This window comes from Succiniclasticum sp., from assembly GCF_056977735.1.
The window spans coordinates 24,975-50,611 of the sequence record NZ_DBMCWA010000006.1 but is presented as its reverse complement, the minus strand read 5'-3'; the positions used below and the strand labels follow the sequence as shown (position 1 = coordinate 50,611).

The 25,637-nt window shown below is 51.0% G+C and carries 28 protein-coding genes and 3 tRNA genes; 2 read left to right on the top strand and 29 right to left on the bottom strand.

Annotation, left to right across the window (positions count from 1 at the left end; translation table 11 throughout):
• Nucleotides 1-58: 58 nt before the first annotated feature.
• Nucleotides 59-1,327 carry a 3-isopropylmalate dehydratase large subunit gene (locus ACZOWY_RS04705; protein WP_484393342.1) on the top strand — a complete coding sequence of 423 codons (1,269 nt, stop codon included), beginning with the start codon at nt 59-61 and terminating at the stop codon, nt 1,325-1,327.
• Nucleotides 1,324-1,845 carry a LeuD/DmdB family oxidoreductase small subunit gene (locus ACZOWY_RS04700; RefSeq protein WP_484393340.1) on the top strand — a complete coding sequence of 174 codons (522 nt, stop codon included), beginning with the start codon at nt 1,324-1,326 and terminating at the stop codon, nt 1,843-1,845. Before ACZOWY_RS04705 ends, ACZOWY_RS04700 begins: the two co-directional genes overlap by 4 nt.
• Nucleotides 1,846-1,945: 100 nt before the next feature.
• Here ACZOWY_RS04700 and ACZOWY_RS04695 read toward each other — a convergent pair whose 3' ends face one another.
• The 29 genes from ACZOWY_RS04695 to ACZOWY_RS04555 all read right to left on the bottom strand — a co-directional run bounded on the left by ACZOWY_RS04695 (nt 1,946) and on the right by ACZOWY_RS04555 (nt 25,421).
• Nucleotides 1,946-2,203, bottom strand: a complete 258-nt coding sequence (locus ACZOWY_RS04695) for a type II toxin-antitoxin system HicB family antitoxin (protein WP_484393339.1) — start codon at nt 2,201-2,203, stop codon at nt 1,946-1,948.
• A gap of 126 nt (nt 2,204-2,329) precedes the next feature.
• Entirely contained in the window at nt 2,330-2,557 is a 228-nt protein-coding gene (locus tag ACZOWY_RS04690) for a hypothetical protein (RefSeq protein WP_484393337.1), read from the bottom strand.
• 5 nt (nt 2,558-2,562) lie between these two features.
• Nucleotides 2,563-3,786 carry a DNA polymerase Y family protein gene (locus tag ACZOWY_RS04685; protein WP_484393336.1) on the bottom strand — a complete coding sequence of 408 codons (1,224 nt, stop codon included), beginning with the start codon at nt 3,784-3,786 and terminating at the stop codon, nt 2,563-2,565.
• Between the two features lie 263 nt (nt 3,787-4,049).
• Nucleotides 4,050-4,125, bottom strand: a tRNA-Trp gene (locus ACZOWY_RS04680).
• A 1-nt stretch (nt 4,126) separates the two neighbouring features.
• Nucleotides 4,127-4,202: transfer RNA gene (locus ACZOWY_RS04675), tRNA-Gly, on the bottom strand.
• A gap of 1 nt (nt 4,203) precedes the next feature.
• Nucleotides 4,204-4,280 (bottom strand) — tRNA-Asp (locus ACZOWY_RS04670).
• Between the two features lie 111 nt (nt 4,281-4,391).
• Nucleotides 4,392-4,985 (bottom strand): orotate phosphoribosyltransferase, encoded by a 594-nt coding sequence (gene pyrE / locus ACZOWY_RS04665; protein WP_484393333.1) that lies wholly within the window; start codon nt 4,983-4,985, stop codon nt 4,392-4,394.
• Between the two features lie 13 nt (nt 4,986-4,998).
• Nucleotides 4,999-5,718 (bottom strand): orotidine-5'-phosphate decarboxylase, encoded by a 720-nt coding sequence (gene pyrF, locus ACZOWY_RS04660; protein WP_484393331.1) that lies wholly within the window; start codon nt 5,716-5,718, stop codon nt 4,999-5,001.
• A gap of 150 nt (nt 5,719-5,868) precedes the next feature.
• On the bottom strand, nt 5,869-6,804 hold the full coding sequence (locus ACZOWY_RS04655) for a dihydroorotate dehydrogenase (protein WP_484393329.1): 936 nt from the start codon (nt 6,802-6,804) through the stop codon (nt 5,869-5,871).
• Nucleotides 6,798-7,571: a dihydroorotate dehydrogenase electron transfer subunit gene (locus ACZOWY_RS04650; RefSeq protein WP_484393327.1), complete on the bottom strand. Its 774-nt coding sequence runs from the start codon at nt 7,569-7,571 to the stop codon at nt 6,798-6,800. The genes ACZOWY_RS04655 and ACZOWY_RS04650 overlap by 7 nt, the downstream gene beginning before the upstream one ends.
• A gap of 80 nt (nt 7,572-7,651) precedes the next feature.
• Nucleotides 7,652-8,944, bottom strand: a complete 1,293-nt coding sequence (locus tag ACZOWY_RS04645) for a dihydroorotase (RefSeq protein WP_484393325.1) — start codon at nt 8,942-8,944, stop codon at nt 7,652-7,654.
• On the bottom strand, nt 8,928-9,887 hold the full coding sequence (locus tag ACZOWY_RS04640) for an aspartate carbamoyltransferase catalytic subunit (protein WP_484393323.1): 960 nt from the start codon (nt 9,885-9,887) through the stop codon (nt 8,928-8,930). The genes ACZOWY_RS04645 and ACZOWY_RS04640 overlap by 17 nt, the downstream gene beginning before the upstream one ends.
• 268 nt (nt 9,888-10,155) lie before the next feature.
• Nucleotides 10,156-11,511: a hypothetical protein gene (locus ACZOWY_RS04635; protein WP_484393322.1), complete on the bottom strand. Its 1,356-nt coding sequence runs from the start codon at nt 11,509-11,511 to the stop codon at nt 10,156-10,158.
• 49 nt (nt 11,512-11,560) lie between these two features.
• Nucleotides 11,561-11,764, bottom strand: a complete 204-nt coding sequence (locus ACZOWY_RS04630; protein WP_484393321.1) for a glutamate decarboxylase — start codon at nt 11,762-11,764, stop codon at nt 11,561-11,563.
• Nucleotides 11,765-11,775: 11 nt separating this feature from the next.
• A complete protein-coding gene (locus ACZOWY_RS04625) occupies nt 11,776-12,780 on the bottom strand; it encodes an electron transfer flavoprotein subunit alpha/FixB family protein (protein WP_484393320.1) in 1,005 nt (334 codons plus the stop codon).
• Nucleotides 12,767-12,967, bottom strand: a complete 201-nt coding sequence (locus ACZOWY_RS04620) for a 4Fe-4S binding protein (RefSeq protein WP_484393319.1) — start codon at nt 12,965-12,967, stop codon at nt 12,767-12,769. Before ACZOWY_RS04620 ends, ACZOWY_RS04625 begins: the two co-directional genes overlap by 14 nt.
• Before the next feature lie 10 nt (nt 12,968-12,977).
• The gene (locus tag ACZOWY_RS04615; protein WP_484393318.1) at nt 12,978-13,772 is read right to left on the bottom strand and encodes an electron transfer flavoprotein subunit beta/FixA family protein; all 795 of its coding nucleotides are present in this window, start codon (nt 13,770-13,772) and stop codon (nt 12,978-12,980) included.
• Between the two features lie 243 nt (nt 13,773-14,015).
• Complete coding sequence (locus tag ACZOWY_RS04610; RefSeq protein ID WP_484393317.1) at nt 14,016-14,375, bottom strand: CGGC domain-containing protein; 360 nt, start codon at nt 14,373-14,375, stop codon at nt 14,016-14,018.
• A gap of 199 nt (nt 14,376-14,574) precedes the next feature.
• The gene (locus tag ACZOWY_RS04605; RefSeq protein WP_484393316.1) at nt 14,575-15,522 is read right to left on the bottom strand and encodes a dipeptidase; all 948 of its coding nucleotides are present in this window, start codon (nt 15,520-15,522) and stop codon (nt 14,575-14,577) included.
• Nucleotides 15,523-15,786: 264 nt separating this feature from the next.
• On the bottom strand, nt 15,787-16,923 hold the full coding sequence (locus ACZOWY_RS04600) for a hypothetical protein (protein WP_484393315.1): 1,137 nt from the start codon (nt 16,921-16,923) through the stop codon (nt 15,787-15,789).
• A gap of 62 nt (nt 16,924-16,985) precedes the next feature.
• Nucleotides 16,986-17,702 (bottom strand): hypothetical protein, encoded by a 717-nt coding sequence (locus ACZOWY_RS04595; RefSeq protein WP_484393314.1) that lies wholly within the window; start codon nt 17,700-17,702, stop codon nt 16,986-16,988.
• A gap of 65 nt (nt 17,703-17,767) precedes the next feature.
• Nucleotides 17,768-18,610: a metal ABC transporter permease gene (locus ACZOWY_RS04590; protein ID WP_484393504.1), complete on the bottom strand. Its 843-nt coding sequence runs from the start codon at nt 18,608-18,610 to the stop codon at nt 17,768-17,770.
• Nucleotides 18,611-18,759: 149 nt separating this feature from the next.
• On the bottom strand, nt 18,760-19,473 hold the full coding sequence (locus ACZOWY_RS04585) for a metal ABC transporter ATP-binding protein (protein WP_484393313.1): 714 nt from the start codon (nt 19,471-19,473) through the stop codon (nt 18,760-18,762).
• A gap of 137 nt (nt 19,474-19,610) precedes the next feature.
• Complete coding sequence (locus ACZOWY_RS04580; RefSeq protein ID WP_484393312.1) at nt 19,611-20,678, bottom strand: metal ABC transporter substrate-binding protein; 1,068 nt, start codon at nt 20,676-20,678, stop codon at nt 19,611-19,613.
• 53 nt (nt 20,679-20,731) lie between these two features.
• Nucleotides 20,732-20,899 carry a hypothetical protein gene (locus ACZOWY_RS04575; RefSeq protein ID WP_484393311.1) on the bottom strand — a complete coding sequence of 56 codons (168 nt, stop codon included), beginning with the start codon at nt 20,897-20,899 and terminating at the stop codon, nt 20,732-20,734.
• Between the two features lie 130 nt (nt 20,900-21,029).
• On the bottom strand, nt 21,030-21,647 hold the full coding sequence (locus tag ACZOWY_RS04570) for an energy transducer TonB (RefSeq protein ID WP_484393310.1): 618 nt from the start codon (nt 21,645-21,647) through the stop codon (nt 21,030-21,032).
• Nucleotides 21,647-22,051 carry an ExbD/TolR family protein gene (locus ACZOWY_RS04565; RefSeq protein WP_484393309.1) on the bottom strand — a complete coding sequence of 135 codons (405 nt, stop codon included), beginning with the start codon at nt 22,049-22,051 and terminating at the stop codon, nt 21,647-21,649. Before ACZOWY_RS04565 ends, ACZOWY_RS04570 begins: the two co-directional genes overlap by 1 nt.
• Nucleotides 22,048-22,605 (bottom strand): MotA/TolQ/ExbB proton channel family protein, encoded by a 558-nt coding sequence (locus ACZOWY_RS04560; RefSeq protein ID WP_484393308.1) that lies wholly within the window; start codon nt 22,603-22,605, stop codon nt 22,048-22,050. Before ACZOWY_RS04560 ends, ACZOWY_RS04565 begins: the two co-directional genes overlap by 4 nt.
• An 83-nt stretch (nt 22,606-22,688) precedes the next feature.
• A complete protein-coding gene (locus ACZOWY_RS04555) occupies nt 22,689-25,421 on the bottom strand; it encodes a response regulator (protein WP_484393307.1) in 2,733 nt (910 codons plus the stop codon).
• Nucleotides 25,422-25,637 lie beyond the last annotated feature (216 nt).

Genomic DNA, 25,637 nt, shown 5'->3' with positions numbered 1-25,637 from the left:
ACCGTTCAAACGGTTGCCTGTTTATAGTATCCTGTAATGTAAAAAGGAGGTTTCCATCATGCATGCCATTGAAAAACTGCTGGCAAAAAAAGCCGGCAAAGATTCTGTCCACGCCGGTGAAATCGTAATCTGCGACGTAGACATTGCCGGCATCAACGATCTGTATTACCAGACCGTGAAATCGTTTTACGAAATGGGTGGCGAAACGGTCTTCGATCCGGAAAAAGTCATCCTGTTCTTTGACCACTACGCCCCCTGCGCCACCGAAAAGCAGGCGGACAATCACAAAAAGTTCCGTCAGTTCACAAATGAACAGGGTATCCCCCATCTTATGGATATCAACGAAGGCGTCTGCCATCAGCTGATGGCGGATTACGGTTTCTCCCGTCCGGGACAGATCATTGTCATCACCGATTCCCATACTACCACCCACGGCGCATTCGGGGCTTTTGGCACGGGTGTGGGCGCAACGGATCTGGCCACCATCCTGGTAACGGGAAAACTTTGGTTTAAGGTGCCGGAAATTATCCGCATCAACCTGACCGGCAAACTGCAGCCCGGTGTGTATGCCAAGGACATCATCCTGAACATCATCGGCAAACTGAAAGCGGACTATGGCGTATATAAAGCAGTAGAATTTGCAGGGCCTGTGCTGAAACAGCTCAGCATTTCGGAACGCATGGCCATGTGCAATATGTCTACCGAAATGGGTGCCAAGACCAGTTACATCCAGCCGGACGAAATCACCATGGCCTATCTGGCAGAACACAACATTACTGACTATACGGTTTACGAAACAGATCCGGATTATGTGTATGATGCCGACCTGACCTTCGATGTGACGGAAATCGGCCCCCAGATGGCAGCGCCCTTCAGCGTGGATAACGTGGATGACCTGGCAGCCTTTGCGGGACTGCATGTGGATCAGTGCTATCTGGGTTCCTGCACAGGCGGACGTACGGAAGACTTTGCGGTTGCCGCGAAGATCTTAAAAGGCAAACATATTGCGTACGGTACCCGTATGATTTTGGTGCCGGGCTCCCGTTTTGTTTTGCAGGAATGCCTGGAAAAAGGATACATCCAGACACTAATGGAAGCAGGCGCCACCCTCACCGCGCCAGGCTGTGCGGCCTGCCTGGGCATTCATCAGGGCCTGCTGGCGGAAGACGAAGTCTGCGTTTCTTCCACCAACCGTAACTTCCCCGGCCGTATGGGCCACGTGAAGGGACGTATTTATTTGGGTTCGCCTGCCAGCGTCGCGGCTGCCGCGCTGAACGGTAAAATTACGGATCCGCGTCTGTATCTGGAAGGAGGGAAAGCAGAATGAAACCGATTGCTGAAGGGACAGCGTACGTATTTGGTAACAATATTGACACCGACCAGATCTATCCGGGCAAATATGTGGAACTGACCGAAATGGAAGATATCCGGAAACATGCCTTGAGCGGCAGCGAAGAACCGAATCTGGCAACATTTTTCCTGCCGGGGGATATAATTGTGGCCGGCACAAACTTCGGCTGTGGTTCCTCCCGCGAGCATGCAGCCATGACCCTGAAGGGAATCCAGGTTGGTGCGATTCTGGCTGAATCCTTTGGGCGGATCTTTTACCGCAACGCCATCAACCTGGGAGTCCCTGCTATCACCTGCAAGGGAATTCATGCGCTGGTGAAGCGTGGAGATAAAGTCTGCATTGATTTTACTACAGGGGAAATTATCAATAAAACCACTGGCGCCAGAGCGAAGGCGGAACCGATGAACGAGTATATGATGGGCATTTTGCAAAATGGCGGAATTAAACCTATGATTCGCAAAATGCAGGAAGAAAAGAAAAAGCAGAATAAATAACCGAATATATAAAGAAACAGAGGCTGACGAACGTTGTTTCGCCAGCCTCTTATTTTACTCTGTTTAAATTAAATAAAAACAATGTTTTCCGGATGTAAGTTTACCGTTTCGCCCGTTGCCAGTTATGGGATACGGAAAGAACCCTGTAAGGCGGCTGTGGAATGGGGATGTGCCGTTCCAGCATGCCGGTGATCCATTCGCATTTTGCCACATTCAGGTACCGCAGCGCTTCCTCTTCCGTCTCCCCGTGGGCAATACACCCGGGAAGCAATGGGATTTCCGCATGAAAACCGCCGTCCTCTTCGGGCGTTATTTTATACGGGTAATCCAGGTTCATGTAAAAGTTGATGTCTTTCATAATTGAGTTGTCCCCTGCCAAAATCAAAAAAAGTTCCTATATATTATATCACTTTTCTGAACGGAAAGAAAGAACTATCCGCAACAGCTGATGCGAAAAGTTTCCGCTGAAATGAAAAGTTCCTTGTTATTTTTCCATAAACCAGTGACCCTCTTCGTTGAACAGCAATACCTTCTTACCCCGTATCCGGCAAATGTACCGCATCCCCACTCCTCCGGCTTTCAGCGACGCCGCCCGCCGCACATCCAGGATGCGGTCTATTTCGAACACTCTTCCGTCTTCCCATACGATGGACGTAGGCCGGATAGTTCCATCTATATCAAATTCTGCATTGACTTTCAAATTGATTTTCATTTTCTTTACCTGAAATAGCTGTATGGATGTATCGTATGGTCTTCTTTCGGATTGAAACCGGTCAGCCCAGGGTCAAGCAATGCGCTGGCCCGCAGGATCGCGTTATGCCCGAAACGGCTGCGCAGCCGGTCAACGGTCTTTTCGATCTGTTCCTGTACAAGAAGCTGCTCCGCTGTGTCGTCAAATAATGAAAGTTGTATGTGCTTGTTGCCGGTCACGAGATAAATGGCGGACAGGCTCACGCCGCGCAACGGTTTGGGCCAGCGATAATGCTGGCGGAATAATTCCATGGCGGTTTCCAGAAGCGGCGCCGACGTGCAGCAGGGACAGGTAAGTTTCTTTTGCCGTGAAATGGTGAACAGGTCATTATCCCGCAAATAAATCTGCACCCCCTGGCATTTCACGCAGCAGTCCCGCAGCCGGGCCGCTACCGACTCCGCCAGTACGGTAAAAACCAGTCTCACGTCTTCGTCCGTCTGCAGATCGCGGGGGCAGGTGGTACCGTTGCCGATGCTTTTGATCTGTTCGCTTTCGCTGATCCTTCGTACCGGCGCCGTATCCCGTCCATTGGCAAACAGCCAGAGGACTTCGCCCCACTTCCCCAGCCTGCGTTTCAATACGTTCACATCCATCCGCGCCAGATCGCCGATGGTGTTGACAGCAATCAGTTCCAGTTTCCGCGCCGTAGATTTTCCCACATACAGCAAATCACTGACCGGAAGCGGCCACACGATTTCTTTATAATGCTCATAGGGGATCACTGTGGTTGCATCCGGTTTTTTCATATCGCTGCCTAATTTGGCAAAAATTTTGTTAAAGGACACACCCACGCTTACCGTCACGCCTAATTCTTCTTTCACGCGCCGGCGTATCGTATTCGCAATACTCACCGGATCGCGCTGCAGGTATGGCAGCGAGTTCGTAAGGTCGATCCAGTTTTCGTCCAGGCCGAACGCCTCCACCTGGTCGGAATACTCATAATAGATTTCCCGTGCCATGCGGGAAAAACGAAGATACTTTTTGTAGTCCGGCGGCACCAGCACCAGCCCCGGCGCTTTCAGCTTCGCTTCCCAGATCGCTTCCCCGGTGGTAACGCCCAACTTTTTCGCAAGCATGTTTTTAGCCAGTATGATACCGTGCCGGTTCAGCGGATCCCCCGCCACCGCCACAGGGAATCCCCGGATTTCAGGGCGGTACAGGCATTCTACCGATGCATAAAAATTGTTCATGTCAACATGGAGCACCGAGCGCATTTTTAAAACACACTTTCTTGTTTAGAACTATTGTTTGTGTATATTGTAGCACAGGTACGGGAAAAAGAAAAGCGAACAAAATAAAAAAACTGATGCATGTGAACACGCATCAGGAGTGTAAATTGTTAATAAGAAGATCCGGCGGAGACGGCGATCATTGGCACGGAACCGGAAATCCATACATATAACTAAAAGAAAAAGTCCCCATGCGGAAACCCGCATGGGGACTACGTTTTTCATGGCAGGGGCAGAAAGAATCGAACTCTCAACACACGGTTTTGGAGACCGTTGCTCTACCAATTGAGCTATACCCCTGTGGAGCGGAAAACGAGACTCGAACTCGCGACCCCAACCTTGGCAAGGTTGTGCTCTACCAACTGAGCTATTTCCGCGTGGCGACCCGGACGAGACTCGAACTCGTGACCTCCGCCGTGACAGGGCGGCATTCTAACCAACTGAACCACCGGGCCGTTTGTCAGTTCACCTGACGTTTTAGAATTATATCACAGATATATGTTTTAGGCAAGCATTTTTTCCGTTTCACAAGTCATTTTTCAAAACGTTGCCTGTTTATTGATCTTTTACTTCTTTACCGGATTGTTTTTTCCGGTGCTTCCCCGCTTGGTCAGCTCCACACCGTCGCGGCACAGGGGGCATTCATCCGCTTTAAAGGTAGGTACGTCAAGATGCAGCAGCGCTTCCGTCCGCACACCAAAGTCCACTTTGCCGCCGCTGCGGTCCACCAGCAGGCCCACGCCAATTACGTTGCCGCCATGTTCCCGCACTACGTCCATCACTTCTTTTACGCTGCCGCCGGTGGTAACAATATCTTCTACTACCAGCACGCGACAGCCTTCCGGAATCTGGAAGCCACGTTTCAGGGTCATCTTTCCGTTTTCCCGTTCCGTAAAAATGGCGCGGGTACCCAGCGCCTTACCGGTTTCATGGGCCAGCAGGATACCCCCGGTAGTAGGACCTACCACTAATTCGATATTGTCGCTGGCATACCGGGCCGCAATCTCCTTGCACAGTTTTTCCGTATAGGCAGGATGCTGCAGCACGTTGAATTTTTCTACATACATGGGACTGTGCAGGCCGCTGGTCAGCAGGAAATGGCCATGCAGAACAGCCTGCGTCTCTTCCAGCAGGTGCAGTACTTCTTTTTCGCTTAACATGAAAGCGCCTCCTCTATTTTATATTCCTTATCTCTTCCACAATATCTGCAGCCGCCTGCCTCCGGTCCGCCGCTTTCATGATGGGCCGCCCCACTACGATGTGGGAGGATCCGTTGGCGAAGGCCTGGGCCGGCGTGGTCACGCGGCTCTGGTCGTCCAGCGCGCTGCCGGCCGGACGCACACCGGGGGTGACGATCAGAAAATCCGGGCCGCAGGCTTTGCGGATTTCCGCAGCTTCTTTCGGGGAAGCCACCACGCCGTCCAGTCCGGCTGCTTTCGCCAGTTTGGCAAGGGCCAGCACCTGTTCCGCAATGGTGTTTTTGTAATTCAAATCGGCAAACTGTTCCTCGTCCATGCTGGTGAGGATGGTCACTGCCAGCAGTTTCGGCCGTTCGATGCCCAGCTCTTCCGCCTTTTCCCGAATGGCTGCCGCTGCCGCTTCCATCATCTTTTTCCCGCCTACGGCATGGACGTTGATCATGTCCACGCCCAGTTTCGTTTCTACTTTCAGGGCGCTGGCTACGGTGTTGGGAATATCCTGTAATTTTAAATCCAGAAATACCTTTTTGCCACGTTCCTTCAGGAAACGGATCATCTCGTTCCCCGCCGCATAGTACAATTCCATGCCTACCTTATAGTAGACTACCGCGTCCCCGATTTCTTCTACGGCCTGTTTCGCCGCTTCCGCCGTGGGAAAATCCAGGGCGGCAATCAGCCTCGGATCATTTTGCATACTGTTACGTCACCTCAGTTCGTTTGCGTTTTGCTTTTCGCTTTTCTTGCGGATCAATGTCGCCATCGTCAATAAGTCATCCGACTCATCCGATAATATTCTTCTCTTTGCCGATTACACTAAACGATGTATTACGCAAAATCTGCTGTTTCAGCCCCGTCCCGGTAATGCCAGCCCAATCATATCCTGTATCTTTTTGATATTGTGCTGATCCATGTACTCCAGAATTCCCAGGCTGATGGTCTCAGCGATAGCAGGGTTCACAAAATTCGCAGTACCTACCGCAATGGCGCTGGCGCCGGCCAGGAAAAATTCAACTGCATCTTCCGCGCACATAATGCCGCCCATACCGATAATGGGCACTTTCACCGCCTGCGCCACTTCATAGCACATACGCACCGCCACCGGACGGATGCAGGGACCGCTGAGGCCGCCGGTCACGTTACCCAGCACAGGACGCTGGCGGTGGATGTCAATCTTCATGCCTATCAGGGTATTGATCAGGGAAAGGGCGTCCGTGCCCGCGTCTTCCGCCGCTTTGGCCATTTCGGTAATGCTGGTCACATTGGGGGAAAGCTTGGTGATGACTACTTTGGAGGTGTTCTTTTTTACTTCTTTGACCACCTGGGCCATGCTTTTGGCGTTGGTGCCGAAGACCAGGCCGCCGTCTTTGATGTTGGGGCAGCTCACGTTGATCTCCACCGCGTCCACACCTTTTACGTCCAGTTTCGCCGCCAGTTCGCCGTATTCTTCCGGACTGGAAGCGTCAATGTTGACAATAATGGGTACTTTATATTTGCGCAGTTTCGGCAGCGTCTCTTTCAAAAAGTACTCGCTGCCCGGGTTTTCCAGCCCCACGCAGTTCAGCATGCCGGAAGGGGTTTCCACTACCCGTTGGCCCTTATTGCCTGCCCGGGGCGCCAGGGTGGTGCCTTTTACCGTAACGGCCCCCACCTTTTCCAAATCCAGAAAGTCCGTAAACTCCAGACCGAAGCCGAAGGTTCCGGAAGCGGTGGTCACCGGCGTTTTCATTTTCAGCCCGGAAATATCCACGGCCAGACGGTTATGATACAGATACCTTACCATTCCGTCACCTCCTCCGCCCGGAACACAGGGCCGTCCTGGCAGACCTTCATCCGTTTTCCGATGCCCTGGCAGCTGCAGGACAGACAGGCGCCCAGCCCGCAGGCCATATATTTTTCCAGTGATACCTGGCATTTGATGCCTTTTTCCAATACGGCAGCGGAAACCGCTTTCATCATGGGCGCCGGGCCGCAGACATACACGCAGTCATATTTGATACGGCGCAGCAGCGTGGGCAGCTCCGCCATAACCGTTCCCTTTGTCCCCAGCGTTCCATCGTCCGTAGTCAGTCCCATCCGTTCCACAAGGTCAAGATAGATATCTTTCCAGAACAGATCGTCCGCCGTTCTGCCGCCCATAAGGACATCCGGTTTAATGCCACTGTCAACCATAGTCTGGGCCAGATACAGCAGGGGCGCCAGTCCGGTGCCGCCGCCTACCAGCAGCGGCTGTTTGGCACTCAGGTCAAAGCCGTGTCCCAGCGGGCCCACAATGCTCAGCACATCCCCGCTACAGGCATCGGCCAGAATTTTCGTGGCGTCGCCCACGATACGGTAGATCAGGCTGATGGCGCCATAGTTCCGGTCCACGCAGGCAATGCCCAGCGGACGGCGCAGCAGCGGCGCGGTACGCCGCGACACCTGCACATTCACAAACTGGCCGGGCACAGCCTCCTTTGCAATTTGGGGTGCAATCAAATCGATCTGTTTGGTCGTGGCGTTCAGGATCCGCTGCCCCACGACCTTTGCTTCTTCTATGTACTTAGTCATTCAAATCCTCCGGTTAATTTCCGGTTTCAGACAAACAAACCCTGCAAGCTATTTTGCAAAATCTTTGCCGGTTTACGGTTTTATTTTTCACACAGCTTGCCGTCTTTCATGACAAACTTACCGGCTACCACCGTCGCAACCGCTTTGCCTTTGCACTGCTTGCCTTCAAAAGGCGTAACTTTTCCAACCGTATAGAACGTTTTGGAGTCTACCGTCCATTCTTTATCCAGGTCCAGAACGGTGATGTCCGCCGGAGCTCCTGCTTTTAACGTGCCGCTCTTCAGTTTGAAGATCCGGGCCGGGCTGCAGCTCATCTTGTCGATGACCTGCTCCAGGGTCAGCACGTTTTTATGATACAGTTCCGTTAACACAACGCCCACCGCCGTTTCCAGTCCGCAGAACCCGTTGGGAGCCTTGCGGAATTCCACATCCTTTTCTTCCGGTGCATGGGGGGCGTGGTCCGTTACGATCATGTCAATGGTTCCGTCCAGCAGGGCAGCCCGCATAGCGTCTACATGGTCCTGGCTCCGCAGCGGTGGAGAAACACGGGTCGCCGTGCTGTACCCCAGGCAGGCTTCGTCGGTCAGGGTCAGGTGATGCACCGTCACTTCCGCCGTTACCGGATAGCCTTTGGCCTTGGCCTGACGGATGATATCCGCCGCGCCTTTGCTGGCCACATGGGCAATATGGATGTGGGCCCCGGTGTAACCGGCCACCAGCACATCCCGGGCTACCGCGATGTCTTCCGCTACGGAAGGCACACCGGGCACACCGATCTTCGCAGAGACTGCGCCTTCGTGCATATAGCCGTCCGCGTTCAGCTCGCTTTCAATACTGTGGGAAACCAGCGGCGCGTCAAAGCTGGTCATATATTTTGCCGCGTTCATCAACAGGCGGCTGCTGTACACATAATGGCCGTCGTCGGAAAAAGCCACCGCGCCTTTTTCCAGCATATCGCCCATCTCCGCCAGTTCCTTGCCTTCTTCATCCTTGCTGATGGAACCGATCACTTCTACATTCACATAACCTTCCCGGGCCGCCCGCTCTTTAATGCCGCTGACCACAATGGAAGTGGAGATAGCAGGCTTCGTGTTAGGCATGCAGGCGATGGTGGTGATACCGCCGGCCGCCGCCGCCATGGTGCCGGTGCGGATGCTTTCCTTGGCTTCCAGTCCCGGTTCCCGGAGGTGGGTATGCATATCGATGAAACCGGGCGCTACCACTTTACCGGTGGCGTCGTAGGTTTCATCGGCTTTTTCCGTCAGGTTCCTGCCGATTTTTGCGATTTTGCCGTCCTCAACCAGGACGTCACAGATTTCATCCAGTTTCTGAGAGGGGTCTACTACCCGTCCGTTTTTAATTAGCAGCTTCAATTTGTTTACCTCCAGTCAGTGTCAGGAATAACAGCGCCATACGAACGGCCACGCCGTTCTGCACTTCATCGCGGATAGCAGCCTGGTCGCAGTAGCCTACGTCCCAGGAAATTTCCAGACCCCGGTTCATGGGACCGGGATGCAGTACCACGCAGTCCGGTTTGGCCAGCTTCAGCCGCGCTTCGTTCAGTCCGAAGATGCGGGCGTATTCACGGGGCGACGGGAAGAGGCCGCTCTTCTGCCGTTCCAGTTGGATCCGCAGCACGTCGATGACATCCGCGCCTTCGATGGCTTCTTCGATCCGCTTATGATAGGTCACGCCCAGGCTTTCCACCGCATAGGGCATCAGCGGACGGGGACCCGCCACATGGATATCCGCCCCCATCTTGTTCCAGGCAACGATATTGGTACGGGCCACCCGGCTGTACAGGATGTCGCCCAGGATGACCATTTTCTTTCCTTTTAAGTCTTTCAGCCCCTTTTCCCGCAGGGTGAACATGTCCAGAAAACCCTGAGAGGGATGGGCATGGGCGCCGTCGCCGGCGTTGATGATGACCGGTTTCGCCACGTCTGCCGCATACACGGCAGCGCCTTCAATGGGATGCCGCATGACAATGGCGTCGCAGCACATGGACTGTACGGTAAGGATGGTGTCCCGCAGGCACTCGCCCTTTACCACGCTGGAAGAAGAGGTCGTAATGTTGACCACGTCCGCCCCCAGGTATTTGCCCGCCAGCTCAAAGGACGTACGGGTACGGGTGCTGGGTTCGTAGAACAGGTTGATGATGGATTTGCCCCGCAGGGACGGCACTTTTTTGATGTCGCGTTTCATGATCTTTTTCATTTCCGCAGCCGTCTGCAGAACCAGGTTGATCTCCTCGACGCTGAAGCTCTCCATGTCAAGGACGTCCCTGCCTGCCAGGGACACAGTAGATTTTGCCATTGCAGTTCCTCCTGTCTGATATCGGGCTCGCCTGCCTGTTGCTTTGTCAAACCTTTCCCGGCAACACAGAAACATCACGCAGCCCGTTTTCCCAAAAATAAAAAGCCTTCTCGTCCCGCAGGATGCAAGAAGGCTTATTCTCTTCCATAAATACTACTATGCTAAGTCACCTTACAGTCTCACAGGACCGATTTAAAGGTAATGCTATTCAGTTTTGTTAATTATATCACGAAGCGTCTGCCGCTTCAACCAAAAATTCTGTATACAATCACGAAATCAGCCGGATCACTTCCAGATGCTTGTCAGATAATACGAAAGGTTTTACGACCTCCTCCATAAAGCTCCACTGCTTTTGGCTCCGGGAAGGCTGGGTACTGTGCCAGAATTCCGTCACCATCTGCATAAAAAGCCGGACCTGTTCCCGGCGTTTCTCTTTGCCTGCAACGGCAGACAGCCATTCACGCCGCCAGGAAACATACACTTCCCATTCGTCTTTCATCAGCAGACGCGCGCAGCCTGCCACCATATCCCTTCCGTTGCGCAGGACGAAACGGACTACATCCAGGGCGTTTTCTTTTTCCTCCAGCAAGTCCATCTTACGTTCCACCTGACCTAAGATACCGGACTTTTGGATTTCCGCTTCTACCTCCAGCACCTTCTCCGTCATCAGAGCCCGGTGGTATCGCTTCATACCCCACTGCAGCATGGCCAGTTCAAACAGCAGGCAGGGATAATACATCCGGACCGCCGTCTCAAAATCATCCCATTTACTCTGCATCTGTATGTGAACGGAAATATCCGTCAGCACTTTCTTCACCAATACTATGTCACGTACTGTACCTAAAAACAGGCACAGATGTTTCAATAATAACCGGCACTCTTCTTCCCAGCCGCGTTGGGCCATCTGCGCCGCTATGCTGCTCCATTCCACAGCAAAATGCTGCCGCATGGCCGAATCCACCGATTCATGCCGCATAACACTGCGGCTTAACCCGCAAATCATCTTTAAGGCGCTAATCTGACGTCTGTCTGCCGCCACAAACAGCAAATCAGATAATATTGAAATCAAACCTGGTGTGACTTTCCCTTTGCTAATGTTCCAATACTGATTCAGTGCGGAGACAATTTCCCGGAAGTCCCATTCATTCCGGGTACGGACAGCAGTGTCCGTTACATTCTTAAACTGCAGATAACCCTGTTCGATATTTTCCAGTTCTTCCTGATCTAATAAACGTATGGCCGTCAGAATGGCTTCCCCGCAAAAACGGCCCAGACGGGGCATATCCCGTTTGAAAGCCATGCACCCCAGAAATCCTGCCTGCCCAATCAGGTCTTCACGGATAGTCGGATGTAACTGCAATGTTCTCTTAAAGAGATCCATAAACTTCTCTGCAGTATCTTCTTCCCCGCTCCGCAGATAATACAGGCCGCCATTTTTCAGCTTCTCAGCCAGTTCCCGGGAATACTCTTTGCTTTCCACCATCTGATTCAGCAGTTTAAAGTCCGGCGCCTGCAGCAAAAGCTGCCGGCGCCGTTCTTCTTTCTCTTCTTCCAACTCCTGATCAAGGCGTTTGTCAAAATCCGTATATGCTTTTTTAAAAATACGTTCTTCCTGTTTTGCCATATATTCCGTTACCGCAAATTGAAAAAGGGACTGACACCGTTACAGTTTTTTATGCCTGAAAGCCATGCTCCGCCAGCACTTCATAGGCGTCTTCCGCTTCTGAAACCGGCACTGAAATTTCAATCAGGGAAGCTTTCCCGTTACGGTGCGTTCCCGCTGCTTTCAACTGGCAAAGAAAACCGTTGTCCGCCAGCTGCTGCTTTATTCTTTCAGCCCGCTCCTGTGTCGGAGCAATATAAATCACCTTCCACACAGAACCGCACCTCAGGATTCTTTGTAAGCTTTGATCTTTTCGATCAGTTTGGGAATGACCACATGCACATCTCCTACCAGACCGTAATGAGCTATCTCAAAGATCGGCGCATTTTCATCTTTGTTGATGGCAACGATCACTTCCGATTCTTTCATGCCGGAAACATGTTGCAGCGCGCCGGATACCGCACAGGCAAAATACAGCTTCGGCGCGATGGTCTTGCCGGACTGGCCTACCTGGGACGCATGGTCTACCCACTTTTCATCCACTGCCGCACGGGAACCGGCCACTGCGGATTTCTCAAACAGGGCAGCCAGGTCTTCCAGTACCTTGAAGCGTTCTGCATCACCGAAACCGCGGCCGCCTGCGCATACCACTTCCGCGTCTTCAATCTTCAGCTTGCCGCCGGTGGAAAGCGGTTCCTTCTTCAGGATCTCCACTTTGCTTTCCACTTTGTTCTTAACTTTGTAATCAATTACTTCACCCTGGCGGGAAGCATCTGCTTCTAAAGGAGCAAAAATCTTGGGACGGACAGAGCCCATCTGGGGACGCAGATCCGAGCATACGATGGTCCCCATCAGATTGCCGCCCAAAGCCGGACGGGTCCACTTCAGCAGGCCGTTCTCTCCCATTTCTACTTCCGTGCAGTCCGCGCACAGGCCGGTCTTTAACCGGGCGGCCACGCGGGGAGCCAGATCGCGGCCGTCGATGGTCGCGCCGAACATGATCCCGTTGGGATCGTATTCTTTGGCCAGCTCGCAGATGGCATTCGTATACAGTTCCACATTATAATTTTCAAATTCATCCCCCAGCACGGTGTACACCACGTCCGCGCCCTGGGCGATCAGCTGTTCCGCATGACCTTTATTCTCTTTTCCGATCAGGATTACAGCGGTATTCTGCCCCACCGTGTCGGCCAGGCGGCGGGCCTGCCCTAACAGTTCATACGTTACGCCAAGGATCTCCCCGTTTTCCATTTGGGCTGCTACCCAGATTGCATTATCAGTCTTTGCCATTATCAGAATCCTCCCTACGAAGAGTAATTGCATCCATAGGACAGTCATATATACACGCGCAACATTCCACACAGTCCTGTTCTTTTACAGAAGCTTTTCCGTCTTCTACCTGTATGGCGCCCGTCGGGCAGATTGCCGCGCAGTTTTCACAGCCTATGCAGCGTGTCATTTCAACTTTTACTGCCACGATTCGGCTCTCAGCGTTTGATCGCGCCGGCTTCGATGAGTTTCTCCACCAGCTTGTCCACAGCTGCATCCACATCATCTTCTTTGATGATCTGGGTATCCACTTTATGTACTTCCGGCGTGAACACTTTGATAACCCGGGTAGGGGATGCTTTCAGCCCTACGCTGCTATCGTCAAGGCCCAGGTCTGCGGCAGTTTTTACCGGAATTTCTGTCTTGCGGGCTTTCATTTTGCCGCGGATGCTGGCAAAGCGCAGCTCTTTTTCCGCACGGGTCATGGTAACCAGCACCGGAGCCGGAACTGCCAGGGTCTCTGCCCAGTTTTCTGTTTCCCGTTCAATGACAAAGCGGCCATCTGTAAATTCAACCTTCAACGCAGAAGTGATTTGGGGAATGCCCAGATGCTCGGCCATTTCCGGTCCCACCTGCGCCGTGCAGCCGTCAGCGGCTTCACGTCCGCAGAGGATCAGGTCGTATTCGCCCAGATGTTTGACCAGGGCTGCCAGCGCCACACTGGTAGCCAGCGTGTCAGAGCCGCCCAATACCCTGTCGCTGAGCAGACAGGCTTCATCCGCCCCCAGCGCGATAGCGTCCTTCAGGATATCCTTTGCCTGAGGCGGTCCCATCGTAACCACCTTTACCTTCGCGCCGTATTTATCTTTTAAGATCAATGCAGTTTCCAATGCTTCCGCATCATAAGGATTTAAAATGTTTTCCACACCATCCCTGACCAGGGTATGGGTCTCCGGATTCAGACGGATCTGGGTCGTATCCGGCACTTGTTTTACACAGACGATAATGTTCATGTGTGCCTCCTGCTTGTGTAATCATTTTATACTTACGGCAAAAACCGTTCCTGCCCGGCGCCCCGTACCGGCACGCCGGCTCAGTCTCTTTCCCCGCAAATACCCCGTACCTGCAACGGTACATTTAATTATACCATATTAATTTATGTTTTCCAAACGGAAAGAGGCTGCTGCACCGTGAATGCAACAGCCCTTTTGAAAACTTTGTGTAAATTTTAAGGAAACGCTGATGAAACGGGATTGTTAATGGTGCGTACCGTACACCACTTCCACGCCCTTGCTTTCCAGATAGTCTTTCATCTTTTCTACCCAGGGGCAGCGTTTCTTCATTTCCGGATTTTCTTTATCCTTTTTGTTGGTGCAGCTGCTGAAATGAACCACATCTACCGGTTCCTCCGCCAGGCGGTCCAGCTTTTTCTTCAGCCCCTCATCGTTCTCTACTGTCTGCCCGCAGCCGTTGCAGGTCAGACTGGCAAACAGTTCCAGTTCTTCATCCCCGTACCGTTCAAACTTTACGGTATGTTCGTTAAAGGATTTCATACAGGATGCGCCCACACAGCGCATGCTTACATCGAGGCAACGGATAATGGCAACTTTTTTCATGATGTTTCCTCCCGGATAGCGTTTTCTGTAAAAGCCTGCGCAGCAAACGCGCTGCAAGAAACAACGCGCAGACACGCGGCCTTTCTATTTTGATGCTATCTCTTAACAAGAACAGTATAGCATATCTGCAGGCACAAAACTGTGAAAGGTTCATGAAGAAAAACAAAGATACTGTTTACAGGAAATACTGATTCATTGCCTATAAAATCTTCTTCAGATAGGCAACGCAATTCTTATAGGCCAGCTTCTCTATCGTTTCGTCACTGAACTTTGTACCCAAATACTCAAACAGCGGCGCAAAATCCTGCACGCCCTGCAGATTGTACGGCGGATGGCTGATGCCGTCAAAATCGCTGCCGAAACCAAGGTAGTCGTCACTGCCCATCATGTCCATCATATAGGCCAGATGGCGGTACACGCTTTCGATGCAGGCATCCTTCCAGTCTTTTTCCAAAAACTGCCCCGCAAAGTTGATGCCCACAAAGCCGCCGCTTTGAACCAGCGCTTTTAACTGGTCGTCCCGCAGGTTCCGGGGATGGCCGCACAGGCTGTAAGCACAGGAATGAGTAGCGATGACCGGCTTCGTACTGTGTTCCAGTACATCCCAGAAACCGTAAGTGGAAATGTGGGACACATCTACCGCCATGCCCAGCCGGTTCATCTCTGCCACCACCTGGCGTCCGAACATGGTAAGGCCGCTCTTGCTGCACTCCTCGTTCACGCCGTCCGCAATGTCGTTTCGGTTGCTCCACACCAGCGTCATGCAGCGCACACCCAGTTCGTAATACACGCGCAGTACCTCGATGCTGCCGTCCAGCGCGCCCCCTTCTTCAATGGCCAGCAGGGTATTGAATTGTCCATTGGGCAACTGTGCCATATCCTCCTTTGATAAAATCCGATGGGACTGTATGCCTTTTTGTTCCAGTTCCTTCAGACCGCGCAGATACGTGTCGATCAGCTTCAGTGTGTACGTCGCACCGGCTCCTGCCCGGAACACTTCCGTGGGAATGAACATAGCCATGAACTGCAGGCCGCCGCCGTTTTTCAGGATCCGTTCCGCATCCAGCATCAGATCATTCGCATATAAACTTTTATTTTGTTTGTACAGCTCGCTCAGTGTGTCGCAATGACAGTCTGCAATAAACATAGAAGGGTCTCCTTTCCAATGGGTCCATGATTCCTGAATCAAATCAAAATATTTATAGAAATGCTTTGCAAACGTTGGCCTTTTGTAAAATGATAGCACAAATTGCAGAAGATAGCAAAACCCGAAAGACTTACCCACTCCGGTTGAACCCGGGTATTGGCGCTAAAGCCCGAAAATAAAAGTGCAGCAGATTGCTCCACTGCACTTTGCATTTAACACTACATCAGGTTGTAACATAAGCGGCTCACGACACAGCCACCGTTATTACAGATTATTTTCTTTCTTAAACTGTGCCAGCAGTTCCAGCACTTTGGCTTTCATGTTGCCGCCTTCCGTGAAGCGGGCCGCATTGCCGTTCACACCGTCGATCATGGCCTGGGCACGGTCTTCCTGCATCTGCATGATGTTGGCTACCGGTTTCATCAGGTCAGCGTATTTACCGTTCAGGTCTCCATTGGCTTTTTTGATTTCGGCCAGCGCGTTTTTGCCTAAATCCAGCAGCGCTGCTTTATCAACCGTTCCGGAGTTGATGGAATCCGCTAATTTCTTCAGGGTCGCTTCGTTTTTGTCTGCGAATGCGATAAAGTCTTTTACCATAGCGGCCTTGTCGCCCTTGGCAGCATCGCCGGCTTTGGCTGCATCACCGGCCACAGCGCCTGCAACAGCACCGGCCAGCTTCTTCATATCCCAGCCCTGAGGTTTCAGTTTTTCAAAAATACCGTTCAGGTCCAGCCCTTCCAGACCTTTCACACCGTCGCCCCATACCAAGGATTTGATAGCTTCTTTCGCTGCCGCAAAGCTGAATGCGCCGTCTTTGTTTTCCAGAATGGCCTCTTTGTTCAGGGCAACCTTGCCGTTGGCATAGTCAAAGGCTACGTTTTCAAAACCCAGAGCCTTTCCGCCTTCACCAATCTTCATGATCCAGGCATAAGCTTTTTTGCCCAGGTCGTCCGTTACCACATCTTTCGGGTCATAGTAACCGGTGATTTTGCCGGCTGCATCTTTGATTGCTACCCAGCCGTTCTTTTCCATGTCTTCCAGCTTGAAAGTCTTGGGATCAATGTTCAGATTGCCTGCAGCCAGACCACGGCTGATCTTTTCAGATAACCCGGTGGCCTTGCCCATCAGGTCGGCTACGTCTTTTTCCGCAGCTGCATTGCCTTTTGCTGCTTCTTTCAGCTTGGCAATCTTGTCCATCAGGCCTTTGAAACCTTCCGTCGCCTTCTTGGCTGCATCGCCCTTCAGTTCATCGGCTGCCAGTTTATCCACGTTGCCCAGCATGGTGCCGATTTCCGTTTTGAGGCCTTTGATCAGCTCTGCCTTTTTGTCGCCTCCGCCGCAGCCCGCGACTATAGACAGGGACAGCAGCATGGCCATCACAACCATCAAAAATTTCTTCACAATACTTCCTCCTTTACAAATACGTATTACAGGAACTACGCTCAGGTTTCTGTGATAATATTTTACCACATTTTTTCTATTTCCGCATCCGCCAGTTCGCAGAAAAGTTCCTTCCCTTCCTTGTAGGAAGAAAACCGGCCGGTCACGATGATCGGCTCATCCAGTTTCGGATAATTCTCCGGATAGTTGTGCCTGCCCTTCCTAGAAAATTCCATGCCGGTAGAGCAGCAGGCCGTTGCGTCCATGACCACACAGCCGTAATAATGCTTTCCTGTTTTTTCGTCATAATAATGGCCGAAGGTTCCCTGCATGCGGACGACTTTCCCTTTATATTTATCCGGTTCCTTCAGCATGTTGTAAATCTGGGTATACATCATGGTTTTATCCATCCGGCTGAAATCGTAATCCGCCTTCGTATAAGTGGGATGCAAATCATACACGTCATGGCGGACCGTATTTTTTTCCAGTTCCTTCATCTTTTGGGCGCTGACAGGCGCGCCGGCGCCCTGTTTATTTTGTATACCTGAAGCTTCTCCGGTTGCCTTCCCGCCGGCAGCTGTCTGTCTATCAGCAGCTTCTTTCCCTTTGTTTTCATTTGCGTTTTTCTTGTCTACTTCAGCCATTTTCTGTTGCAGCACCGCATCCACGCTGTTTTGTTTAGGAGGAACGAAACTGCCTGCCTTTTTATCGCTGTCGCTTCCCCCGCAGCCAATAAACAGGAGGGGCAGTAAAAACCAGATAAGCAGAACGGAAAAAAAGCGCGCTGTGTTATCTTTCATATTCGTACCTCCTGAAATGTAGTGTAACTGCTGAAATTAGTCTCATGATTTAACAACATTCATCTTTAACGCCCGCAGCTTTTTAAAGAGCCTATAGCGTAAAACGCGCCAAACGCCAGCATGTCGATCATAACGACGGTCGCCCCCACCGGCGTGCCTGCCAGTATGGACAAAACGATTCCTACAAAGGCACAGACCACGGAAAATACAGCCGAGCAGAGGATCACCGATTTAAAACTGTTAAAAATGCGCATGGCCGACAGGGCCGGAAAGATGACCAGCGCAGAGATTAGCAGCGAGCCCACCAGGTTCATAGCCAGCACAATGATCACCGCAATCAGTACCGCCAGCAGCAGGTTATAGGCGTCTACCGGCGTACCTGTCGCTCTGGCAAAATTTTCATCAAAGGTTACGGCAAAAATTTTATGGTAAAACAAAATGAAAACGCCTATGACGACAGCGGACAGCACGCCGCACATCCCTACCTGCATCTTTGTCAGCGTTAAAATCGAAGTGGAACCGAACAGGGTGGTGCAGACGTCGCCGGAAACATTGGCAGAGGAAGAGAATACATTCATCAGAAGATAACCCACGGCCAGCGCTCCCACGGAAATCATGGCAATGGCCGCATCCCCCTTGATCTTCGCGTTTTGTCCCGTGCGCAGCAGCAAGATGGCAAAGGCCACCGTAACCAGCAGGATAAAGGGCATATCATCGGTAAAACCCGCCACCGCCGCCACGGCCATGGCCCCAAAGGCCACATGGGACAGGCCGTCCCCGATAAAGGAATAGCGTTTCAGCACCAGCGTCACCCCCAGCATGGAGGAACACAGGGCAATCAGCACCCCCACGATCAGGGCGTTGACCACAAAGGGATATTGCAAATACATGATCAGTTTGTCTGACATCTTAATTTCCATTCCCCGCCCTTGGATGGCGGCACAAACAGTAACGAAAGCATTATCTTTCACACTACGCATCCGGTTTCTTAAAAAATCAACCTGATTATAAACGGCCAGAACGCCTTGCCTATGTCCCGGCCAGACGACTGTTAATGTTAAGCAAGTGATTCATGTCCCGGCAGAAACGCTGTCCCGAATTCCGACTTGCGGTATTCCTCCGCCGTGCCGAAGAAGTATTCCCTGCCCATATGGAGGATGTGCGTGGCATACGGGATCGCTTCCTGAACATCGTGGGAAATCATGATAACGGTAATTCCTCTCTCCCGGTTGATGCGCTCCACCAGTCGGTACATCGTCTCTGCCATTTTGGGGTCCAGTCCCGAAACCGGCTCATCCAGTACCAGCATTTTATCCGAAGCGCACAGGGCCCGGGCAAGCAATACCCGCTGCTGCTGCCCGCCGGAAAGATCCCGGTAACAGGTTTGCGCCAGCGGTGTTATTTCCAACTGCTCCATCGCCCGTAACGCGATTTGCTTTTCTTCCCGGTTATAGAAAGGGCGCAGGCCGCAGCGCCCCTGGCAGCCGGAAAGGACTGCTTCCCACACGGAAGCGGGAAAATCACGCTGCACGAAAGTCTGCTGGGGCAGGTATCCGATCTCGCTTTGCTGCAGGTCGCCGCCAAACATAATCTTGCCGGCCAGCGGTTTCTGCAACCCCAACAGGGTGCGCAGCAGCGTACTTTTGCCCGTTCCGTTCTCTCCAACGATACACAGGTAATCGCCTTTTCCTACAGAAAAAGACAGACCGTCCACCAGAATGCCGGCACCATATCCTAATTTTAGATTATCACAACTGATTTGAACTTCCATTTCATTTTCCTCTGAACTCTGCATTCGGAAATGGGAATACTTTTTTTCATAAGCGCCATACTTACTGTAATCAAAACAATCGCCACATATCAAATCGCAGAGCGTTTCAACCGGCAACACCTTTTCAGGCCATCGCGCTATTTTGCCTGCAGCGCTTCCTGCAAAACTTTCAGATTCTCTTCCATAAAAGAAAGATAGGTGACGCCTTTCTTCATTTCTTCTTCCGCTACGGATTGCATGGAGTGCAGCGTCAGAATCTTCTGGTTCTTTGTCTTCGTATTTTCCACGATAGTCTGCGCCAGCTTGTGCTGCCGGCCCTCAATGGTCAGGACCGCAGGCAGTTTCAGCTCGTCCATCTTCTTCGCCAGAAACGCAACGGTTTCAAAGCTGGCTTCCGTTTCCGCTGAACAGCCTTTAAACGCCGCATAATACTTCAGGCCGTAATCATCGGTAAGGTAACGGAACGGGAAACGGTCGCCGAAGAGTACTACTTTAACCGGCGCTTTCGTTACAGTTTCTTTGTATTTTCCGTCCAGAGCCGTCAGCTTTTTACTGTAGTCTGTATAATTGGCCCGGTAAGTTTCCGCGTTTTTCGGATCCAGCGCTGCCATATGATCCGCTATAGCTCTGCAGATGATGTCCGCGTTTTTCAGCGACAGCCATACGTGTTCATCGTACTCTTCCTCGTCGTGATGATGCCCGCCTTTATCATGGTCATGCTTGTCCTTATCGTGTTCATGCTTGTCCTTATCATGTTCGTGGTGGTCGTGCTTCTCCATGCCTTCCACTTCTTCTTCCGCTTTGACCCGGTTCCCCAGCAGTTTCATCAGGTTGATGGTCTTCCGTTTCGGGTTGCCGCCTTCCTTCAGCGCCTTGTCCACCCATTTATCCGATTCGCCGCCTACATAAATGAACAGATCGCAATTGGCAATCTTAATGATGTCGTCCGCGCTGGGCTGGTAGCTGTGCATGTCCACACCCTTTTTGGAAAGCATCGCAAGCTCCGCCCCGGCTGCTTCTTTCCCCAAAATCTCTTTCGTCCAGCTGTATTCCGGGAAAATCGTGGCCACGATTTTCAGCTTCGGCGCGCCCGTTCCCGGCGCCCCGTCCTTTTTCCCGGCGCCGCTACCGGAATTACCGCAGCCTGAAACGCCGGCAACAGACAAAAGCAATAACAGAAAAAATACAAAAATACGTTTCATCATGTTACATCCCCCTCAAATAAATACAGATAAAACAGTCGCAAAACATCGTTGCTTTACGCTAAGGCAGACATCACGCCTGCATCCCGGGCCCGCAACGCCGATACATTTGAATACATCAGCAAATAAAGAACTGTTCGTAAAACAGAAGAAACCGCCGAATCGCTTCGACGGTTTTCTACAAGATAACAGAAAGCGGATTGGCCATCATCCGCTTTTTCCATAACTATTATAACATTCTTGTCAAGTCCGGCAGGGAAAATAGCACAATCATTCATAACAACCCGTTATATCTCTTACGGAGCGCTGATTAAATTCGCTCCTTAATACCTTGCGGCCTGCGGGCGGCAACACCTACGGTTTTACCGTAACCGGAATATAAACCAGACAGCGTACCAGACGTCCTTTATCATCCCTGGCAGGAGTAAAGCGCCAGGAAATGCAATGCTCTACCGCCGCCGCGTCTAGAAAGCGGTTCCCGGAAGATTCCGCAGTGGATGCGTACTCCGGTCTTCCGTCATAGCTCACCAAGAAGCATACGATAACCGTTCCCGCCGCGCCGTTGGCTTCCGCCGGATAGGGTACCGGGCTGAAGGAAACCAGTTTCGGCTTCGTGGCCGGATTCTTGCTGATGGGAACACTCTTTCCTTCCTTTTTCAGTTTTTCATCCTGAATCTGGCTGGCAACATGCCGGGTACGGGAATCCACTTTTTTCACCTGGTCACGGTCAAGGATGACAAGGGTAATACTGCTTATATATTTTTTGCCCTTCTGGATGTTTTGCCTTTCCACTTTTTCAGGGGTCTTTTCTGCCAGTCCCTCCACCACGTCGCTGGCCTCATAAATCTCGTCAGAGGTTTCACCAAGCGGATAGCGGCTGGCATATAAGATACTGCCGGAAAGAACAATCCCGTGTAAAATAAATGAAATCAGAAAAGCAGCCAGAAACCGGTGTTTTATCTGCATCATCATTACTCACCTGCATCGGAAGCGATGCCAATCTGAGAAACGCCGGCCTGTTTCAAAGCGTCCAGCACTGCGGAAAACTGACCGTAATGGCTGTGCGTATCCGTCCGGAGCACAATCATCGCATTGGGATTACGCGCCATTTCGTCTTCCGCATATTTTTTCAGCGTTTTCATATCAACTTTTGTGTCCCCGATAAATGCGTCTCCCTGTTCATTGACCGTAACCGCAAAAGAAATTTCCTGGGTGATCTTGCTGCCGGAGAGATCCGCCAGTTTCACCTGCACCGTTTTCAGATTTGTCATGTACATGGTGCTCAGCATGAAAAAGACTAACAGGAAAAACATAATATCGATCATAGGAATCACTATGATCGACGGCATTTCATCCGAAGATTTCTTTAATCTCATCGGGCTTCACCACCATTTTCATGAAGTTCCAATGCAGCACAGCATTTCGTTATCTTTTTGGCCAGAACTGTGGAGCGGTATTTCAGGAAACCATATAACGCTAAGGCAATAATGGCTACAATCAGACCGAAAGCGGTTGCAATCAGCGCTTCGCCTATCCCAGCCGTAATCGCAAAAGGTTGTCCCGCGCGCAAATCAAACACCTTGAAGGAGTTGATCATGCCTATTATGGTACCTAACAACCCCAGCAGGGGTGACACGGTTACAATCATGTTTAAAAACACAAGATGGTCGCTGTAAGAATCCAGCATCATATTGGCCTGGGTTTCCACACCGGCGATACCGGCCCCTTTGTGCGTCAGGTAATACTCTGTCAGCCTGGCACAGTCGCCTTCTGCCTGCCTGACCTGTTCGGACACTTCTTTTTCCGGCAACCGCAGCAACGCCTCCAGCTTTGCCAGGAAAGAATTCTCCGTATCACAGTGACTGTAATACATAATCCGCTCTGCCGCCAGCGCAACACTGAAAATCGAACAGATCAGAATCGGATACATCACGTATCCGCCTTTTTGAAACGTTGCCCACAAGTCCGCTAACATAATACACACACCCTTCAAAAAATATTAAGAATTACCTGTTATGAATTCCGGATGACAGAAAGGATCAACTTCAGCAGTTTATCTCCTTTAATCGGCTTGGGAATGAATGCATTCATTCCCGCAGCAAGGCATTTTCCTTCATTATCTTCCGCCAGGTTGCTGGACATGGCAATGATAGGAACGGTTTTCGCCTGCGGATGGTCACAGGCCCGTATCATCTGGGCAGCTGCATACCCGTCAGCCTCCGGCATGTGCAGGTCCAAAATGATAAGATTATAGAACCCTTTTTCAGATTCCATAAACTTCTGGAACGCTATTTTACCGTTTTTAACATAATCAGCTTTGACTCCTTTGCTTGCCATCAGTTTTCTGGCCACCAGAATACTTACCAGTTTATCCTCGGCAATCAAAGCCCTGACATCCTGCAGTTCAAGATTGCTCCGGGCGCTGATGGATGCTGTTTTTTCACGTTCCGGTTCCGCAGCGGCAAACGGGAAATGCATCTCCGTTATAAATTCCAGACCTGCTTCGGCTAAGCATTTTACATCTAAAGTACCCTGATATGCCGCGGCAAGACCTTTGGATATGGAAAGTCCCATCCCCGACTCACTGCGCAGGACTCCGTTGCTGCGCTCCAGCCAGGCAAAGGCTTCCATACGGTTCCGCACATCTTCCTCGCTCACGGCCGCCTGTTCGGACTGCAGGGAAAAACGGTAGTGGACAAAACCGTTCTTCAGGCTGGGAAGTTCAAAAATCTTCAGCCTGATAACTCCTTTGGAAGGTGTCACCTTGGAAACATATTCCAGAAGGTTCGCCATAATTTTCTGAACAGCAGAACGGTCAGCATAAAACGTGGTATGGTAAGCCTGTTTTTCCACAGACAGTTTCTGATTTTTCGTTGCCAGCAGCGGTTTTAAATGTTTTCGCAGCAGCTCTGTACTTGCATCGATGTCACAAAATTCGTTTTTTAAAGAAATGGTTCCACTTTCAATGCGGCTCAGGTCCACCATGTCATTCACTATGTTTACAATGTGTTCCGTTGATTTCCTGATTGACTGGAGGCTCTGTTTCACCATCTTCTCATTGCGTATGTCTTCTTCCGCAATATCCGTCATACCCATGACCGTATTAAGGGATACCTTCATTTCCTCACTTACGGCTCGCAGAAAATCTGTCTTGCGCCTGTTTTCCTCATTTTTCGCGTTTAATTCCGCAATCAGGTTATCATTCTGCCGGGCTTCGTGCTCCAGCACATCTGTTATATCCACAACAGACAAAAAGATCATGCCGTATTTTTTGTCATAATTGGCAAACCGAACCTTTTTCTGCCGGAACTGTCCGTGTTCCTTAACTTTTACAATAATCTCGTAAATATCTTTATCCTGCAGCTCCTTACTGATGACAGGAACTGTGACTTTTTCCAGTGTTTCCAGCCGCTCTTCCTTTAAAACATATTTGCTTATGTAACGCTGCATCGTCTGACTGTACGGATATTCCTTTTTCAGGAAACGGTCCAGTCTTCTTTTATTCTGCGCATAGCACTTGATAGTTTCCGTAATCAGGTTTATATGCGCCAGGATATCGTAGTCATACCGCGCAGCAGCCTGTATGGTCTCCTGGATCATCCGCATTTCATTAATATCATAGGTGTACAGGAAAGCGGTCAGCTCACCGGATTGCGGATCTTTCATCAGCTGGATCGTGGAGCGGGCCCACATAATAATGTTATCCTGCCGGCTGTACCTGCGATAATCAATGGACAGGAACTTGTTCCCTTCTTCGTAGGCCTTACGCATATTTTCCAGCCTGAGCAAGTCCGCAAACTCCCGGCGCTTGTCAAAGTCGATGACCGTAGGCAGTACGTGCTCGATAAAATCGCTGATGGGATGCCCGGGCGCGATAGTGGGAACAGGGAAACCGTGGGGATCGTGTTCCAGAACCGTCCCTTTGGTCACGTTCATCAGCAGGTAGGCCATAAAATCAAGATTGACGCGGCTCCTGCGCTGCAGCTCCTGCTGGTACCGCTTTTCCGCCAGCTCATAGGTCTTTTTCTGTTCTGTGATATCTTCTTCATACAGGATATAGGAAGGACGCCCCATCCATTCCATCATCCGCACTCTCACCTTTACAGTGCAGTCTTTATGGGGCAGATACATTTCCGCAGTATTCTGATTGGTATGGGCAATGGCAACCTTGCAAAATTCACAGGGCTCGTTTTTCCCCATTAAATATTTATAGCATTTTTTCCCGGAGTAATTCTGAAAACTGCAGCCCATCAATTTGGAAGCCGCATGATTAACGTAATACAGGTTATAGTTGATCGCATCCACAACATAAATCGCCGTATCCGTTTCATCCAGGATATTACTCTGCATACCGTAGCGGCTTTGGGTCGTCAGCAACAGTTCCCGGTTGGTTACCACGTTCCGGATTTTTGCCAGCAGGAGTTCAGGATCACAGGGAATATGGATCACATCGTCCGCGCCTGCCGTCAGGTCCAGGATTTCATCCGAAACCCGGCCGCTTTCCACAACGACTACAGCCATGTGTTTGAACCGGGGATCCGAGCGGATCGTCTGAAGCGTTTCCGGTCCGTTCAGTCCCACCATGGGAAACACCAGCACCACAACGGAAACAGATGGATTGGCATCCAGTACGGACAAACCCTCCACCCCGTTATTCACTACAATTACATCAAACTCCACAGCCAGCGTATCCCTGATGATTTCTTTATGCTGCTGTGTAGTGTCGATCAGCAATAACTTTTTCAAAACAGTCCTCCTTCTGATGTCAGGACGCAGAAAATCGGCCCACTAAGTATTTCCTGTTAAAAACCATACGCAGGGCAATGCTTCATTCAGTCAGATATAATATACCGATTACGTTTATCAGGTTCATTATAATCTTTTTTCTCTCCGTTGACATCAGAATTTGATCAGCAATTCCTATTTAACATTACTGCCTTCCCCCTGTAACAGAAACAGGCA

Excerpts from the sequence above, each read along its gene's own strand:
- ACZOWY_RS04705 (WP_484393342.1), top strand. The coding sequence starts at position 59 with ATGCATGCCATTGAAAAACTGCTGGCAAAAAAAGCCGGCAAAGATTCT.
- ACZOWY_RS04700 (WP_484393340.1), top strand. The coding sequence starts at position 1,324 with ATGAAACCGATTGCTGAAGGGACAGCGTACGTATTTGGTAACAATATT.
- ACZOWY_RS04695 (WP_484393339.1), bottom strand. The coding sequence starts at position 2,203 with ATGAAAGACATCAACTTTTACATGAACCTGGATTACCCGTATAAAATA.
- ACZOWY_RS04690 (WP_484393337.1), bottom strand. The coding sequence starts at position 2,557 with ATGAAAATCAATTTGAAAGTCAATGCAGAATTTGATATAGATGGAACT.
- ACZOWY_RS04685 (WP_484393336.1), bottom strand. The coding sequence starts at position 3,786 with ATGAACAATTTTTATGCATCGGTAGAATGCCTGTACCGCCCTGAAATC.
- pyrE (WP_484393333.1), bottom strand. The coding sequence starts at position 4,985 with ATGTTAAGCGAAAAAGAAGTACTGCACCTGCTGGAAGAGACGCAGGCT.
- pyrF (WP_484393331.1), bottom strand. The coding sequence starts at position 5,718 with ATGCAAAATGATCCGAGGCTGATTGCCGCCCTGGATTTTCCCACGGCG.
- ACZOWY_RS04655 (WP_484393329.1), bottom strand. The coding sequence starts at position 6,804 with ATGGTAAGGTATCTGTATCATAACCGTCTGGCCGTGGATATTTCCGGG.
- ACZOWY_RS04650 (WP_484393327.1), bottom strand. The coding sequence starts at position 7,571 with ATGACTAAGTACATAGAAGAAGCAAAGGTCGTGGGGCAGCGGATCCTG.
- ACZOWY_RS04640 (WP_484393323.1), bottom strand. The coding sequence starts at position 9,887 with ATGGCAAAATCTACTGTGTCCCTGGCAGGCAGGGACGTCCTTGACATG.
- ACZOWY_RS04635 (WP_484393322.1), bottom strand. The coding sequence starts at position 11,511 with ATGGCAAAACAGGAAGAACGTATTTTTAAAAAAGCATATACGGATTTT.
- ACZOWY_RS04625 (WP_484393320.1), bottom strand. The coding sequence starts at position 12,780 with ATGGCAAAGACTGATAATGCAATCTGGGTAGCAGCCCAAATGGAAAAC.
- ACZOWY_RS04615 (WP_484393318.1), bottom strand. The coding sequence starts at position 13,772 with ATGAACATTATCGTCTGTGTAAAACAAGTGCCGGATACGACCCAGATC.
- ACZOWY_RS04610 (WP_484393317.1), bottom strand. The coding sequence starts at position 14,375 with ATGAAAAAAGTTGCCATTATCCGTTGCCTCGATGTAAGCATGCGCTGT.
- ACZOWY_RS04605 (WP_484393316.1), bottom strand. The coding sequence starts at position 15,522 with ATGTTTATTGCAGACTGTCATTGCGACACACTGAGCGAGCTGTACAAA.
- ACZOWY_RS04595 (WP_484393314.1), bottom strand. The coding sequence starts at position 17,702 with ATGAAAGATAACACAGCGCGCTTTTTTTCCGTTCTGCTTATCTGGTTT.
- ACZOWY_RS04590 (WP_484393504.1), bottom strand. The coding sequence starts at position 18,610 with ATGTCAGACAAACTGATCATGTATTTGCAATATCCCTTTGTGGTCAAC.
- ACZOWY_RS04585 (WP_484393313.1), bottom strand. The coding sequence starts at position 19,473 with ATGGAAGTTCAAATCAGTTGTGATAATCTAAAATTAGGATATGGTGCC.
- ACZOWY_RS04580 (WP_484393312.1), bottom strand. The coding sequence starts at position 20,678 with ATGATGAAACGTATTTTTGTATTTTTTCTGTTATTGCTTTTGTCTGTT.
- ACZOWY_RS04575 (WP_484393311.1), bottom strand. The coding sequence starts at position 20,899 with ATGGAAAAAGCGGATGATGGCCAATCCGCTTTCTGTTATCTTGTAGAA.
- ACZOWY_RS04570 (WP_484393310.1), bottom strand. The coding sequence starts at position 21,647 with ATGATGATGCAGATAAAACACCGGTTTCTGGCTGCTTTTCTGATTTCA.
- ACZOWY_RS04565 (WP_484393309.1), bottom strand. The coding sequence starts at position 22,051 with ATGAGATTAAAGAAATCTTCGGATGAAATGCCGTCGATCATAGTGATT.
- ACZOWY_RS04560 (WP_484393308.1), bottom strand. The coding sequence starts at position 22,605 with ATGTATCCGATTCTGATCTGTTCGATTTTCAGTGTTGCGCTGGCGGCA.